We start from the raw sequence: 14,396 nt of genomic DNA, 5'->3' as shown, positions 1-14,396 counted from the left end.
CTCATCTCACGGCATTATAGGTAGGTGCAGGGGGGAGTGAGAGAGAAACGTTTGCCCTATGCTCGGCGGGCAAGCGGCCCGCCATGATGGGTGCATCGTTCAGGTGAGCCAGTGATAGAGAGCAAAGAGCAAAGGCGCCACCGCCGCAGTCAGAATGCCGCACATCACCATGGCCAGTGACGCAAACGCACCTTGCGTCACCCCCTTCTCTGCGGAGGCCGCGGTGCCAATGGCATGGGCACATGCCCCCATCGCTAGCCCTTGCGCTTCAGGGTCGGTTACCTTGATGAGCTTAAGTAGTGGATAACCAAGCAAGGCGCCGCTGATCCCCACCACGACCACCATGGCGGCCGCGATCGCGGGAATGCCACCAATGGATTCGCTGACACTCATGGCGAGTGGGGTGGTGATGGACTTGGTGGCAAGGGAGGCCAGCAAGCTAGGGTCGGCGCCCATCAGATGGCCGATCAGCAGGGTGGTGCAGATTGAGATCAGGACTGAGGCGAGGGTACAGATCACAATCGGTTTGAGCTTGGCCTGGATCTGGCGTGCTTGTTGATAAAGAGGCAGGGCTAGCGCCACCACGGCCGGTTCAAGCAGTGCCGTGATAGGGCGAGTGCCGCTTTGATAGTCCGCCAGTGGCAGCGGGAACCACAGCAACAGTCCGATGATAACGGCGGTCGGCACCAAGACCGGATTGATGATCGGCCAAGGTAGATAGCGATAGAGGGCCCGCGTCGCAACATAGAGAGCCAAGGTCAGTGGAATAGCCAGCCAGAACATCATCGATTCATCCTTTGATAAAGTCGGCCAACGGTCATCAGGATGAGCACCACCCCGAGCAGTGCAGAGCACATGATCAGGCCAAAATATTGAGAGAGTGTGTCTAACCACGCCGCCAAGCCAACGGCCACCGGCACAAACAACACCCCCATGTGGCGCAGCAGCAAGCCGGCGCCGCGCTCCACCCATTGCAACTTAATCAGTTGCAACGAGAGCAGCACGAACAGCAGTAACATGCCGATAATACTGCCGGGAAACGTAAAAGGCAGGATGGCCGAGACCGCTTTACCGACCAGCAGGCAGGCAACAATGACCATAAAGTCACGCAGATAGAGCAAGGCAGCTAACATGGGCTGATGAGCCTCAACTTGGTAACGAGGTGAGTGAAACGCCAGTTTAACAGAGCAGGGAAGCATCAGCATTAAAACAATAACAGCTGAAATCAGTTCGTTTGAGACTCATCTTACGTTCCCTCGTCCTCGCGATATGTTGGCAACACCACGCTAAGGTCAGCCACCTAGCATTCCCTCTGCCCCTTGCGGCGTGACCGCACACCCTCTTAGCCGCTTCAGGGCACGTTTGTAACCCTCGCAGCCATGCAGCATGCCGTAATGGTGGCGCGATGCGCATTCACTCATAAGGTTTCTAGGTAGTGATAGAGGCTTTTGAGGATGGCAAAGTTGTGCTCGTTACTCTGATTCTGCTCAGCGAGCCCTTCAAGACGGGGCACATAGTCTGGCAGACGACGGCTGAAGTAGTCGCTGCAGTGCAGGCGCCAGCGCTTTTGCTCGGCCTCGCTTAAGGTGTGTGGCCAGTTGCGGGCGCGGTAGCGAAACAGCATCTCCGGCAGCCGAGAGTCGGTGAAGGCAAACTCCCGTTCACCCAGCAGATCCGCTGGGGTAGCGCGCACCAGATCCATGGTGGACTTGTCACCGTGGCCAAAGAAGCCGGCGTAGAGCTGGGTATCGGGGTCGCTATCATTGCTGCCAGCAAACTCTTGGGTGAACACCTCCACCAGTTTTTCCCGCACCTCGGGGTGGGCCCGCAGTAGATCCAAGCTCTTGCGGCACTGCTTTCTATCGATACCCAGCTCATCGGCCCGCTCTGCGGTAAGTCTGTCGGCCGGTGCCAGCACCGGGCATTTATTGATGTGCACCAGTTTGACCGGAATACCCGCCAGATCCCCCAGCTCCTCTTTCTTGGTATAGAGGCGCTCGCGGATCTCTTCGCTGGTGAGCTCGATAAGCGGGGTCGGGTCACGGGTGAGATCCACCATGATCACCGCATTCTGGTTGGTGGGGTGCCAGGCGAGCGGCGACACCCAGCTCACACACCCTTGCCACGGGGAGAACATGCCGGAAACGTGCACCAGTGGCTTCATGGTCACCACGTCGATGAGGGCCTTCACCTTGTTCTTGTTGCGAAGGTCAAACAGGTACCCGAACAGCTTGGGTTGAGCCTTTTTCACCAGCTTGGCCATCTCAATGGTGGCCAGTACGTCCGAGAGTGCATCGTGAGCATTGGCGTGGGCTACGCCGTTGGCGACCGTCAGCTTCTCCAGCCGGAAACTCGGCTTGCCCTCCTCGTCAAAGGCCCACGCTATTCCCTCTGGGCGCAGGGCATAGCAGGCCCGCAGCATATCGAGGATATCCCAGCGGGAGTTGCTGTTTTGCCAAGCGTAGGCGTAGGGGTCATAGAAGTTGCGATAGAGGGTGTAGCGGGTCACTTCGTCATCGAAGCGGATGCTGTTGTAGCCCAGCACACAGGTATTCGGAGTGGCGAACTGCTCGTGGATCTGGCGAATAAAATCCGCCTCGCACAGCCCATCCTTCATCGCCTTTTGCGGCGTGATACCGGTAATGAGGCAGGCCTCCGGCTCCGGCAGGTAGTCCGCTGGTGGCTTGCAATAGATGACCAGCGGCTCGCCGATGAGATTGAAATCTGCATCGGTACGAATACCGGCAAACTGCGCCGGCCGGTCCTTAGCGGGGCTGATGCCGAAGGTCTCGTAATCGTGGAAGTAGAAGGTTGGCTGGTTGCCTGAGGGTGCTGTTTGGCTCATAAATTCCGACATCGGCGGCTGGGATAGCGTGGCGTTAGGCGCCCACGTGGACGGTGTCGTGCACCGCATGGCCTGCATGGTAAACCATCGAGCGGGCAGAGCGAAGGGGAGGCCGTGCAGATGGTGATTTATTGGGCATTAACGAACCTGTTTCGCTGTATCGAGCGCTCTGAGTAAGGGAGATACCTTGCGCATCGCGAAAGAGAGCGGATTGACGCCGTGATGAGGCTTATTGGCGGACCAGCGAGTCATCCTTGGCGCGCCAAGTCAAGCCAAGCCAGGGCTAGGATAGGTACAAAAAAGCCCGCCGGTGGTTGCAGGGCGGGCTGTCGTATATGGCCTCGTTAGGCGATAGGGCGGTAGCGGTGAACCGTGCGCTTACAGGACCTTGGCGATGGCATCGCACAGGGGATCAATATTGGCGCGGGTGATCCCTGCCACGCTGATCCGGCCAGAGCCGACGATGTAGATAGCGAACTCACGTTTGAGCAGTTCTACCTGCTCTTTAGAGAGGCCCGAGAAGGAGAACATGCCATTTTGGCCACGGATAAAGCTGAAGTCTTGGCTCACGCCCCGTTCGGCGAGTTTTGCTACCAGCAGCTCGCGCATCTCACGAATGCGCACCCGCATGGCGGCCACTTCTGCCACCCATTCGGCATAGAGTGCGGGATCGCTCACGATGGTGGTCACGACCGCCGCACCGTGTGACGGCGGGTTGGAGTAGTTGGCACGGATCACGGTCTTGACTTGGGTAAAGGCGACATCGGCAATCTCTTTGCTGGCGCTGACCAAGGTAAAGGCGCCGACCCGCTCGTTGTAAAGCCCAAAGTTTTTGGAGAACGAGCTTGCTACCAGCAGTTCCTCGTGGCACTCGGCGAAGATCCGCAGCCCTTCTGCATCCTCTTCGATACCACGGGCAAAGCCTTGATAAGCAAAGTCAAACAGCGGCAGCCAGCCTGCTGCAGCGCTCTGCTTAGCCAGTGCGCGCCACTGCTCGCTGGTGGGGTCGATCCCGGTTGGGTTGTGGCAGCAGCCGTGCAGCAGTACCAGATCGCCCGCCTGTGCGTCGGCAAGCGAGGCCTGCATGGCGGCAAAGTCGAGCCCTTTGCTGGCGGCATCGTAGTACTTGTACCACTTAACGGTGAGGCCTGCGGCTTGGAAGACGCTGACGTGGTTAGCCCAGGTCGGATCGGAGATCCACACTGTGTTAGCCAAGCCATTGCGTACCACGAACTCGGCAGCGATGCGCAGGGCACCGGTGCCGCCCGGTGCTTGCGCGGTCTTGGCGCGACCACTGGCAATCAGCGAGGCGTGCTGGCCAAACAGCAGTTGCTGCACGATGCGGCCATATTCGAGATTGCCTTCAATACCGAGGTAGTTTTTGGTCTGCTCGTTAGCAAGTAGCTTCTGCTCGGCTTTTTTGACGCAGTGCAAAATGGGGGTGGCACCTGTCTCATCCTTGTAAATGCCGACGCCTAGATTGATTTTGTGGCTGCGAGCGTCAGCTCGGAAGGCTTCGGTCAGGCCCAGGATCGGATCCGCTGGGGCGGCAACAACCTTTTCAAACATGGTATTCCCTGTATTCCGTTGAGTTCGTTAGCGAATAAGTGTTTATGACAAACAGCAGCGCGAGGGTGTGAGCGCATCGTCAACTCTTTATATCATCGGGTGTAACAAGGGAAAACCGCTTTTCGAACAGATATGTGGCACGGTTAACCAACAGCAGACCACTCTGGCGCCAGGGCGCACACCTCGGCAGACAGACCACCACCAGATGCAACCAACTCGCTACATAATGCTAACAAAGGTTTAGGGAGACGGCTCGGCTCCCAAGGTCGGGCGTCTCGTAATGGCAGGCTGTAGGCGGAGATAATGGCGGGTAACGCCAGCGGTAACCACCAACTGGCAGGTCGCCCTAGCCGCTGAGCTAACATCAGCACCCGATCAACCCCTGCGGGGTCAATTGATGTCATGTGGCTCCACTTCACGTTAGATGGCAACGCCGCAACAACCTGCTGTAGCGCCGCTGGCAAGGTGGCTGGCGCCCACACCAGTAAGGTGCCTGGTGTCAGGCGTAGCTCTGCAAACGCGCCAATGCAATCGGTGCTAATGATCCGTTGTAGCTCGCCTTCGGGCCATAATACTTTACCCAGCCGATGTAGGGTGCGTGCTGAGAGGGCTACTTCACCCAGTGCCTGCAACCAAGGGGCGGCATCCAGTAAGGCACCCCCACTGATAAATAGGCTAAATGGCTCAATGGCGCGCAAACGTACCAGCTGATCGCTACAAAGCCGAACGCCTTTATCCTCAAAGTCGATCTGCTCTGCAGGGGTAAAATCCACCTCCGCCTTGCGATAAAGGGCGGCCAGTACCCGTTTATTGACCTGCTCCCCCAGTTGCCAACCTTGATGCTGGAGCCACTCTTCCGGTGCCATCGGGGCATTGGCCAAGGTGGCTAGCGTGAGCTCGCGGGTCAGATAACGGCGCCCCGCTGGGGTCAGTTCATAGTAATGGGGCTCCAGCGTTCGCAGCAGCTGGTGGTCTTTTAATAGCCCTAGCAGTGGTTGCCATTGGCGCGCTCGGATCATGACCGAGCTTTGGGTCAGAAGCTGTTGCGCTAAGGCCCGCCATTGAGGATGACTAAAATCGATCACCGCCACTCTTCCTTGTTATGCTGATCTGCTCATCGGACTGGCAACGTTATCCAGATGCGCTGGCAGAGCCAACGTTTTGCTACCAATAACGTGACCTCATCCCGTTAAAACAACAAAACCCACCGGGCTAGGGTGGGTTTTGTTATGTGGTCAGCTTACGTTAACTCGGGTTGGTGCAAATCGGCGTCAGCCCAGCATAGTGGCAACGCGAGTAGCTGATCAATGAGCTCGCGTCGGTCTGATTTCTCCAAGTAAGCCAGATAGAGCGGGCGGCTCAACGCTGGGCTGCCTGCCACTTGATGCAGGATACCTTGGGTCAAGTGGTGACTGACCATTCGTCTGGGGAGATAAGCGGCGCCACCATGGGTTAGCACAAATTGCAGCGCCATGTTGGCAGAGGTGGAGTGCAACACAGGGGTTTTTTGCAGACTCAGCAAAGGACTTGGCTGTAACTCAAAATGGGTGCCCCAATCGAGGTGAATATGGGGCATTTGCATCAGGTCGTCTGTGGTGGTCGATAGATCGCGGCTAACCAGCTCAAAGACCAGCTCGCCCACTGGGTGAAGGGCTATTTCATCGATTTTGGTGGGTTCGCATAGCAGTGCTAAATCAAGGGTGCGTTCCAGCAATTGACGGCATAAGTGCTCGCGGGAGGCGGTTTCAAGGCGAATCGCCAAGCCAGGAACTAAGCCATAAACCTGGTTTAGCCAATCATTAAAATCGAGCTCCCAGAATACCGCCGGCGCACCGATAGCAAGTTGCTGACTGAAACCAGGGGAGAGGGCGACATCCTGCTTGGCACGGCCCAGAGTATGCAAGATGGCATCAGCGTACGGCAGTAAGCGTTCGCCAGAAGCCGTTAACCGAATATTATTGCGATGGCGAGCAAACAGACTGACCCCTAGCTGCTCCTCCAGTTGGCGAATACGAAAACTTATCGCGGACTGGGTCAGATAGAGGTTCTCCGCGGCTCGCCCAAAATGCCGCGTTTTGCTGACCTCGATAAAGGTTCGAAGCAGTTCGGTATCCATTAATCAATGGACTCATCACTGCCGCCGCCCGTACTGCCGCCTTCAAAGCTGCCTGCGCCGGTATCTTCGTTGGCGCCGCCCGCTACGGTACAGAGGCGATGCACGCGCTTAGGACCGATGACCTTGAGGTATTTGAACCACACCTTTGCGTGGGGATTGCTGCCCGCCTCGCCTGACTTAACCTGTGCGATAAACGCGGTTTCGGTCTCATCACGGGGGGCAAGGTTGCCTTGATACAGAGCCAGCATGACAGTGCCAAATTTTTCTAGGCTGTCCGCTTCGGCGACAGTGAACTCACCACTGCGACGCAGGCCACGAGGGAAATGCTTGAAGTCGTTGAAACGCTTGTCTGATTCGAAGCTCATAGTGCTCTTTTTCTAGTTAGTTTGACCTTTGCGGGGAAGTATCATCAGGCAACAGCGGAGTGCAAAATCAATTTTTTTGCCATGTTAATAAAATTAATTCATCGAACTATGTTTGGTCTAGCTATGAGCATAATCTTTTGAAAATTCACATAAAAGAGCCTAAAAAATAGCGAAGCAATGACTCATGCGCATCCCGTAAGAATGGGCACGAACGCTGCTAATGAGCGAAAAAAGAGGCTTAATCGGCTCTTTTTTCGCAAAGGGAGGGGGAGTGAGGTTAGCCGATTATTCAATCATGGCGGGTTGAGCCAGCGCATCGGCCCGCCACAAGCGGTAGCGTACTTCATACTCTTGCGGCACATAGATAACGAATGGCAGCTTTGAGTTGTAGTTCACGAAGAAGCCTTGGCCGTAGATTTGGACAAACGCCTCTTTTTTCTGGCCATCAGGGCAAGCCATCAAGGTGCTAATAGGGTCAGAAACCTTCCCCAATTGCAGGTAGTTATAGCCCCAGCCCTTGACGCTGCGCTGTTCCAAATTGCCGGCAAAACGGGGCAAATTACAGTCAACTTGCATCTTCTTGCCAACTTGTAGCTCGACCATCATGTCTGCTTCGTTGTCGACTTCAGGCAGTCGGATCACCACCCGCTCCTGATTCACCTCAGCGGCGGGAAACATGCTGATGTCAAATTTTTTCGGTTCGGCGGCGAAGGCATGACCACCTAGTAACAAGGCGCCCAGCAGGCTAAAACGCAATACGGTTTTCATCTATACCTCTTGGGTGAGTTAAACGTCGCTAGACTAACCGCTCCGCCGTTTTGATACCAGCGATCTAGACCGCAAATCAGGCGAGATCTGGCACACTATGACGTTATTTGACCATTTTGAGCACAGTTCTCGCCTATTTCCCGTCCCCCTGACCTCACACAGATTGATCACATTGAGGCGGTAGGTCTCGGTAATGGGCTCGTCGTCTCATTCACGGTGGGCGTTGATCACCGCGACGGCTTTGTCAGGAAAGTCACTGAATACGCCATCTACGCCAGCTTGATACAGGAAGATAGTGAGCAGGTCAGTGAAGTCTTTCGCATAGGCGGGGATCTGCCCCTTGTCCTGGCGGAAGGTATAAGGATGCACCTTTAGGCCTGCCGCATGGGCATCTTTTACCAAGGTCGTCATGATAGGTTGGCCCAAGGTGCCAGGTTCGGTGACGACCATGGGTTTCCAAGGGCCAATTCCCTCGGCATAACTGGCAATCTCTTGCATGGCGCCCGGTTTAAACATCCAGTCATAGCTGTAGGGCGTCGCCTTGCCGCTGGCATCGTAGACCATGGTCTCGTTCCAATCGCTTTGCGCCATCAGCTGTACCAGCTTGAGATCCATAGCCATGGCAGGCATCAACTCACGGTCAATCCGCTTTAGTTCGTTCGCATCGAAGCTTTGCAGATAGACACGGCTCTCTTTGCTGGTATAGCCGTACTCCTTGAGCACCCTGAGCACCGCTTTGGAGATGTCTTTACCTTCGTGGCGAAACAACCAAGGCGCTTTGATTTCGGGGTAGATACCGACCTGTTTACCGGTACTTTTGTTTAGCCCTTGGATCATCTCGATCTCTTCTTGGAAGGTATGAATCCGAAAATTGGATTGCCACAAGGGAAAACGTTCAGGATAGACGGGGACTTGCTTGCCATCGACGAGTTGAAAGGGCTCGGTCATCCGTAAGGAGCGCACTTCGTCTAAGGTAAAGTCCACCACGTAATATCGACCATCGGCACGGGCGCGACTGGGGAAACGGCTGGCCACATCGGTGATGCCGTCCAAGAAGTGATCGTGCATCACCACGAGCTGATCATCCTTGGTCATCACCAAGTCTTGCTCTAAATAGTCCACACCCATGGCATAGGCCATCGCCTTTGAGGCCAAGGTATGTTCTGGCAAATAACCCGATGCGCCGCGATGAGCAATCACAATCTTGCCTTCATCGGCGGCCAGCAACGGCAATGAAAGGGAGGCCCCAAGGCCTAATGCAATTAGGTCTACGATCGGTTTTTTCATCTTTGATACTCATTTTATTATTGTGGGTAGGGGATTGATATATCAGAGGATGATTGCAGTTTTACGGTGGACAGCGGGGCGCTGTCCACCCATTTTCATCAGCTTGCTTTGCGCAAGGTCTGATGGTGTTGCTCAAGCCAGTCTTGCAACTGCTGCTGCTCGGCCGTGGTCAGACGCAGCCCTAACTTGCTGCGGCGCCACAGGATGTCTTCTAGGGTATAGGCCCACTCCCGCTCGATCAGATAACGCACTTCTGACTCATACAAACCGCCACCAAAGTGCTGACCTGGTGCCTCGTTAAGCCACAGACGAGCATGGCTGCCGTAGGCTTCGGCAATCCGGTGGGCGCTGCGCTCATCGAGCCAGTCAAATTCGAGCTGATAAGCACGGGCGAGCTCAGCAATGGCACAATCAAACTCACCGCCTGGCAGACGGCTGGTGGCGGTCCAATCGCCACCCATCTGGCTAAACCAAGGTTTGAGTTTGTTGCAGGCCGCTTGGGCAAGTTTGCGATAGGTGGTGAGTTTGCCGCCAAATACCGACAGCAGTGGCGCACCGTCTGACTCACCAGAAAGCTCAAGGGTGTAGTCGCGGGTGACCGCTTGTGGCGAGTCTGATTCATCGTCACACAGCGGGCGCACCCCTGCATAGGTCCAAATCACATCAGAAGGGGCGATCTGGCGGGTGAAATGGGCATTGACCACCTTGCACAGATAATCGATCTCGCTCTCACTGATTGCCGCTTCCCGTGGGCTGCCGTGATGTTCCACATCGGTTGTGCCGATCAGCGAGTAGTCCTGCTGGTAAGGAATGACGAAGACGATCCGGTTATCTTCGTTTTGCAGGATGTACGCCTCTGCCCGCTCATGAATGCGGGGCACGATCATGTGGCTCCCTTTAATCAAGCGGATACCACGGGGAGATTTCTCGTTGAGGCTCTCATCGTAAAAGGTCTTCACCCAAGGACCTGCGGCATTAACCAAACCGCGACAGGTCACGGTAAATTGCTCGCCCCCTTCCCGTGCCAAGGTCAAGGTCCAATGTTTTGAGCCGCGTACCGCTTTGACACAGCGGGTACGGGTTTGCACATCAGCCCCTTTGTCACGGGCCATCATGGCATTGAGCACCACCAAACGCGCATCATCGACCCACGCATCGGAATACTCAAAGCCCTTATTGATACCCGCAGTTAGCCCATCTTGTGGCAAGAAGCGCACGCCACAACTGGCCTTGAGCTTGTCGCGCTTAGCTAAATTGTCATACAAGAAGAGGCCTGCACGGATCATCCAAGCGGGGCGAAGATGGGGGCGATGAGGTAAACGAAAGCGCATCGGGCGGGCGATATGCGGGGCCATGCCAAGCAGCACTTCGCGCTCCGCTAGCGCCTCTTTTACCAGACGAAATTCATAATGCTCAAGGTAGCGTAGGCCGCCATGGATCAACTTACTGGAGTTAGAGGAGGTGGCGGAGGCAAGGTCTTGTGCCTCAAACAACGCGACTTTCAGGCCACGTCCAGCCGCATCGGCTGCAATGCCGACTCCGTTGATGCCGCCGCCAACGACAACCAGATCATAATGTTCGCTCATGTTTACCTACTTTCTTATCTTGGTGTGAACAGAGATGGAAATGTATTATTTCGCTCATATTAGAGCATAAAGAAAGAAAAACGAACATTTGATGATAAAAAGAGATCATCTTTATTAGCCATACGCTAACAAATCTGACGATCATGGTGGCTGAGTGTGTCACTGATAGTGACACTGAGCGGGACGGACAGGGGCGAGCAGGAGAGCCAGCGCGCCTCTGCGGCGGGCAACGGTAATCAGAGAGGGCAATCTGGCACCGAGGGGATATGGCCGCCTACGACGGCCTTGAGCACATTGGCGAGCAAGCGCGGCGAGTTAACAGATGTGGCAAGCAATCTGGTGCTGGGACATTAACCGCATCAGCTTGTCGGAGGGTTGTTGATCGGTAAACAGGCCATGAATTTGGGTTAGATTACCGAGGTTGACCATGGCATTGCGGCCAAATTTGGTATGGTCTGCGGCCAAAAATACTTGTCGTGAGTGGGCAATGATCGCTTGCGCGATTTTGACCTCGTGATAGTCGAAATCGAGCAGGGAGCCATCACTGTCGATACCAGAAATACCGATCACGCCATAATCCATACGAAATTGGCCGATAAAATCACGGGTCGCTTCCCCGACAATCCCGCCATCTCGGTTGCGTACTTCACCGCCGGCAATGATCACCGTGAAATCATCCTTCGCCGTGAGGATGCTGGCGACGTTAAGGTTGTTGGTCACGATCCGCAGGTCACGGTGATCGAGCAGGGCGCGCGCCACGGCCTCGGTGGTGGTACCAATATCGATAAACAACGATGAGCCATCGGGTATATGGGCGGCGACCTGCCGCGCGATCCGCTCTTTCTCTTGCAGCTGTAATACCTTGCGAGCGCTATAGGCGGTATTGACCGTGCTCGAATACAACGACGCCCCACCATGATGACGTTGGACCTTGTTCTGCTCAGCGAGGTCGTTCAAATCACGGCGAATGGTTTGAGGGCTGACATCAAACTGGCTGACTAAATCTTCGGTTGAGACAAAGCCTTGCCGCGTCAGGACGTCCAAGATCTCCAGATGTCGTTGGGTTTGCTTCACGTTGGTACTCCGATGGTAAGACGAAAAAAAGCCCCGGCAGAGGCGGGGCCTAGAGTTTACCTGATCCCTGTTGGGATCGATAAGGTCAGGATCATCTTTTATGCCTGATGCGTCGCCCTCTTCATGGCAATCGCTTGGTTCTCATGTTTGAGGGTCATTGCCAGCAAAATGATCGACAACACACACGACACCGTCAGCACCATGAAGCCGCCATCCCAGCCAAAGTGGTCCACGGTATAACCGAGCATGGCGTTTGCTGCCACTGCGCCGCCTAGGTAACCAAACAACCCAGTAAATCCGGCGGCAGTGCCAGCAGCCTTCTTGGGCGCCAGCTCAAGGGCATAGAGCCCGATCAACATGACGGGGCCATAAATCAGAAAGCCAATCGCCACCAGTGCCAACATATCAACGGTGGGCCGGCCTGCGGGGTTAAACCAGTAGACCAGTACCGCGATGGTGACGAGGACCATAAACAAGATACCCGCTGGGGCGCGGCGCCCCTGAAATAGCTTGTCAGAAATCCAACCACACAGCAGGGTGCCCGGGATCCCCGCCCACTCATAGAGGAAGTAAGCCCAAGAGGATTTATCAACGCTAAAGTCCTTGGCCTCTTTTAAATAGGTCGGTGCCCAATCCAACACGCCATAACGGATCAGGTACACGAAGGCATTAGCGATGGCGATGTACCAGAGCAGCTTGTTGTGCAGCACATACTTCATGAAGATCTCTTTGGCACTGAACTCCTGCTCGTGGTGCTCACTGTAATCTTGCGGATAGTCCTGTTTGTACTCTTCAATGGGCGGTAAACCGACTGATTGTGGGGTATCGCGCATCACTAAAAAGGTGATGGCGGCGATGGCCACGGCCACTGCGGCTGGCACATAAAAAGCACTGCGCCAATCGTTGAACCACCCCATCCCCAGAATGAACAGCGGGCCTATCATACCGCCCCCCACGTTATGGGCGATGTTCCAGACCGAAACTACGCTGCCCCGCTCTTTTTGTGACCACCAATGCACCATAGTGCGGCCGCAGGGGGGCCAGCCCATGCCTTGTGCCCAGCCATTGAGAAACAGCAACACGAACATAATGCCGATACTAGAGGTTGCCCAAGGCAGGGTGCCCATCATGAACATTAAACCGGCCGAGAGCAGTAAGCCTGCGCTGAGGAAATAACGGGCGTTGGCACGATCAGACACATTACCCATCAAAAATTTAGAGAGGCCATAGGCGATGGAAACACCAGACAGGGCCACCCCCAGATCGCCACGGGAAAAGCCTTGCTCGATCAGGTACGGCATGGCCAAGGTGAAGTTTTTCCGCACTAGGTAATAGCCGGCATAGCCGAGGAAAATCCCAAAAAAGACCTGCCAGCGCATCCGCTTATAGAAAGGATCAACCCTCTCGGTTGGTAGCCGATCAATGTGTGCCGCAGGCTTAAAAAGAGTGAGCATTTTCCACTTCCTTGGTTGTTATCTACAACATTAAGCCCACAAATGTGAACTCAAATGAACCATTGTTACCGTCATTGTGCGCGTATGTGCGCATCATATCTGTGACAAAGGCTCAAATATTGCAGTTTTATTGCAAAGAAGTTGTCTCTATTGAGTATCGCTTTCTGACGGGAAGCCCTTGTCTTAGCAAGGTTTTTTGTTACCTATTAGGTGGTAATAGGGGATGCCTTCTTGCTTTGTGTCACATCTTGTTAGCAATAAATGAGATCTCGAGCACATTTCATAGGGCTGGGGGATGCGAATTTAGTAAGAAGGCGTATTTTCTCTCACGCCCAGCAACGAGCAAAAACGAACATTTTGTTTACATATCGTGTCAAATTGGTAACAAAATAGCTGCCGGGCAAGGTCATCACAAAAAGACGTGCGAGTATCTGACCATGTCCAGCTGCATGGCGATAAGGAAACATCGATGAACATACAAAGACCCAATACCTTGTTTGGTGAATGCCTAGCCGAATTTATCGGAACCGGCCTGCTTATCTTTTTTGGGGTTGGTTGCGTGGCGGCAAAAGTGCTTGCTGGCGCCGACTTTGGCCAGTGGGAGATCTCCATTACTTGGGGTTTCGGGGTGGCGATCGCTATTTATGTCAGTGGGGGGATTTCGGGGGCGCATCTCAACCCTGCGGTGACCTTGGCGTTGATGACCTTTGCGGGGTTTGCTAAGCGCAAAGTGGTGCCGTTTATCCTTGCCCAGCTTGCTGGCGCATTTTGCGCCGCTGCGTTGGTTTACTTCTTATACAGCAACCTGTTCAGCCAGTGGGAAGTGACCCACAACGTCGTGCGCGGCAGTGTAGAGAGCCTTGGCAGCGCCGGGATCTTCTCTACTTACCCCCATGCGCTGCTGTCGAATCTGCAAGCGTTTACCGTCGAAGTGGTGATCACCGCCGTATTGATGTTGGGCATCATGGCTCTAGGAGATAGCAACAATGGCGCACCCAAAGGGTTTGCGGCTGCGCTGATCATCGGCATTTTAATCGCCGTTATTGGCGCTTCGCTCGGGCCATTAACCGGTTTTGCCATGAACCCTGCCCGGGATTTTGCACCCAAACTTTTCGCCTTCCTCGCGGGCTGGGGCGATGTTGCCCTGACCGGTGGCCGCGACAACCCCTACTTCTGGGTTCCGATCTTTGGCCCCATTGTTGGTGCTCAGATTGGTACCGCTCTCTATGTAAAAGTATTGGCTCCGTGTGTGCCTGGTAACCGAGTTATCACCACCGAGCAAGCCCCTCAAACCGTTAAAGAAGAGGCCGCCGCTTAGAGCGGCCCCATTAT

At 54.9% G+C, this 14,396-nt stretch carries 13 protein-coding genes; 1 reads left to right on the top strand and 12 read right to left on the bottom strand.

Annotated elements, in window-relative coordinates; all coding sequences use genetic code 11:
• Nucleotides 1-99: 99 nt before the first annotated feature.
• The 12 genes from CUC53_RS15580 to glpT all read right to left on the bottom strand — a co-directional run bounded on the left by CUC53_RS15580 (nucleotide 100) and on the right by glpT (nucleotide 13,064).
• Nucleotides 100-786 carry an LrgB family protein gene (locus tag CUC53_RS15580; RefSeq protein WP_100294994.1) on the bottom strand — a complete coding sequence of 229 codons (687 nt, stop codon included), beginning with the start codon at nucleotides 784-786 and terminating at the stop codon, nucleotides 100-102.
• On the bottom strand, nucleotides 783-1,133 hold the full coding sequence (locus CUC53_RS15575; RefSeq protein ID WP_100295014.1) for a CidA/LrgA family protein: 351 nt from the start codon (nucleotides 1,131-1,133) through the stop codon (nucleotides 783-785). Before CUC53_RS15575 ends, CUC53_RS15580 begins: the two co-directional genes overlap by 4 nt.
• 284 nt (nucleotides 1,134-1,417) lie before the next feature.
• Entirely contained in the window at nucleotides 1,418-2,845 is a 1,428-nt protein-coding gene (gene sbcB / locus CUC53_RS15570) for an exodeoxyribonuclease I (RefSeq protein WP_100294993.1), read from the bottom strand.
• 378 nt (nucleotides 2,846-3,223) lie between these two features.
• A complete protein-coding gene (locus tag CUC53_RS15565) occupies nucleotides 3,224-4,414 on the bottom strand; it encodes an amino acid aminotransferase (RefSeq protein WP_100294992.1) in 1,191 nt (396 codons plus the stop codon).
• Between the two features lie 143 nt (nucleotides 4,415-4,557).
• Nucleotides 4,558-5,499 (bottom strand): hypothetical protein, encoded by a 942-nt coding sequence (locus CUC53_RS15560; protein ID WP_167386775.1) that lies wholly within the window; start codon nucleotides 5,497-5,499, stop codon nucleotides 4,558-4,560.
• 155 nt (nucleotides 5,500-5,654) lie between these two features.
• Nucleotides 5,655-6,530: an HTH-type transcriptional regulator HdfR gene (gene hdfR, locus CUC53_RS15555; RefSeq protein ID WP_100294991.1), complete on the bottom strand. Its 876-nt coding sequence runs from the start codon at nucleotides 6,528-6,530 to the stop codon at nucleotides 5,655-5,657.
• Complete coding sequence (locus CUC53_RS15550; protein ID WP_100294990.1) at nucleotides 6,530-6,895, bottom strand: MaoP family protein; 366 nt, start codon at nucleotides 6,893-6,895, stop codon at nucleotides 6,530-6,532. The genes hdfR and CUC53_RS15550 overlap by 1 nt, the downstream gene beginning before the upstream one ends.
• Nucleotides 6,896-7,180: 285 nt before the next feature.
• Nucleotides 7,181-7,663 (bottom strand): serine protease inhibitor ecotin, encoded by a 483-nt coding sequence (eco, locus tag CUC53_RS15545; protein WP_100294989.1) that lies wholly within the window; start codon nucleotides 7,661-7,663, stop codon nucleotides 7,181-7,183.
• 207 nt (nucleotides 7,664-7,870) lie between these two features.
• Complete coding sequence (glpQ, locus tag CUC53_RS15540) at nucleotides 7,871-8,950, bottom strand: glycerophosphodiester phosphodiesterase (RefSeq protein WP_100294988.1); 1,080 nt, start codon at nucleotides 8,948-8,950, stop codon at nucleotides 7,871-7,873.
• Between the two features lie 98 nt (nucleotides 8,951-9,048).
• Nucleotides 9,049-10,536: a glycerol-3-phosphate dehydrogenase gene (glpD, locus tag CUC53_RS15535; protein WP_100294987.1), complete on the bottom strand. Its 1,488-nt coding sequence runs from the start codon at nucleotides 10,534-10,536 to the stop codon at nucleotides 9,049-9,051.
• Between the two features lie 315 nt (nucleotides 10,537-10,851).
• On the bottom strand, nucleotides 10,852-11,610 hold the full coding sequence (locus CUC53_RS15530; RefSeq protein ID WP_100294986.1) for a DeoR/GlpR family transcriptional regulator: 759 nt from the start codon (nucleotides 11,608-11,610) through the stop codon (nucleotides 10,852-10,854).
• Between the two features lie 98 nt (nucleotides 11,611-11,708).
• Complete coding sequence (glpT, locus tag CUC53_RS15525; RefSeq protein ID WP_100294985.1) at nucleotides 11,709-13,064, bottom strand: glycerol-3-phosphate transporter; 1,356 nt, start codon at nucleotides 13,062-13,064, stop codon at nucleotides 11,709-11,711.
• A gap of 469 nt (nucleotides 13,065-13,533) precedes the next feature.
• Between glpT and CUC53_RS15520 the strand changes: the two genes are divergently transcribed.
• Nucleotides 13,534-14,382 (top strand): MIP/aquaporin family protein, encoded by an 849-nt coding sequence (locus CUC53_RS15520; protein ID WP_100294984.1) that lies wholly within the window; start codon nucleotides 13,534-13,536, stop codon nucleotides 14,380-14,382.
• The last annotated feature ends 14 nt before the right edge of the window (nucleotides 14,383-14,396 follow it).

The organism is Aeromonas cavernicola (assembly GCF_002795305.1).
Taxonomy (GTDB): domain Bacteria; phylum Pseudomonadota; class Gammaproteobacteria; order Enterobacterales; family Aeromonadaceae; genus Aeromonas; species Aeromonas cavernicola.
This window is presented reverse-complemented; position numbering and strand designations above follow the sequence as displayed.

What these genes read in the sequence shown, in the direction of transcription:
- CUC53_RS15580 (WP_100294994.1), bottom strand. Translation starts at nt 786, where the DNA reads ATGATGTTCTGGCTGGCTATTCCACTGACCTTGGCTCTCTATGTTGCG.
- CUC53_RS15575 (WP_100295014.1), bottom strand. Translation starts at nt 1,133, where the DNA reads ATGTTAGCTGCCTTGCTCTATCTGCGTGACTTTATGGTCATTGTTGCC.
- sbcB (WP_100294993.1), bottom strand. Translation starts at nt 2,845, where the DNA reads ATGAGCCAAACAGCACCCTCAGGCAACCAGCCAACCTTCTACTTCCAC.
- CUC53_RS15565 (WP_100294992.1), bottom strand. Translation starts at nt 4,414, where the DNA reads ATGTTTGAAAAGGTTGTTGCCGCCCCAGCGGATCCGATCCTGGGCCTG.
- hdfR (WP_100294991.1), bottom strand. Translation starts at nt 6,530, where the DNA reads ATGGATACCGAACTGCTTCGAACCTTTATCGAGGTCAGCAAAACGCGG.
- CUC53_RS15550 (WP_100294990.1), bottom strand. Translation starts at nt 6,895, where the DNA reads ATGAGCTTCGAATCAGACAAGCGTTTCAACGACTTCAAGCATTTCCCT.
- eco (WP_100294989.1), bottom strand. Translation starts at nt 7,663, where the DNA reads ATGAAAACCGTATTGCGTTTTAGCCTGCTGGGCGCCTTGTTACTAGGT.
- glpQ (WP_100294988.1), bottom strand. Translation starts at nt 8,950, where the DNA reads ATGAAAAAACCGATCGTAGACCTAATTGCATTAGGCCTTGGGGCCTCC.
- glpD (WP_100294987.1), bottom strand. Translation starts at nt 10,536, where the DNA reads ATGAGCGAACATTATGATCTGGTTGTCGTTGGCGGCGGCATCAACGGA.
- glpT (WP_100294985.1), bottom strand. Translation starts at nt 13,064, where the DNA reads ATGCTCACTCTTTTTAAGCCTGCGGCACACATTGATCGGCTACCAACC.
- CUC53_RS15520 (WP_100294984.1), top strand. Translation starts at nt 13,534, where the DNA reads ATGAACATACAAAGACCCAATACCTTGTTTGGTGAATGCCTAGCCGAA.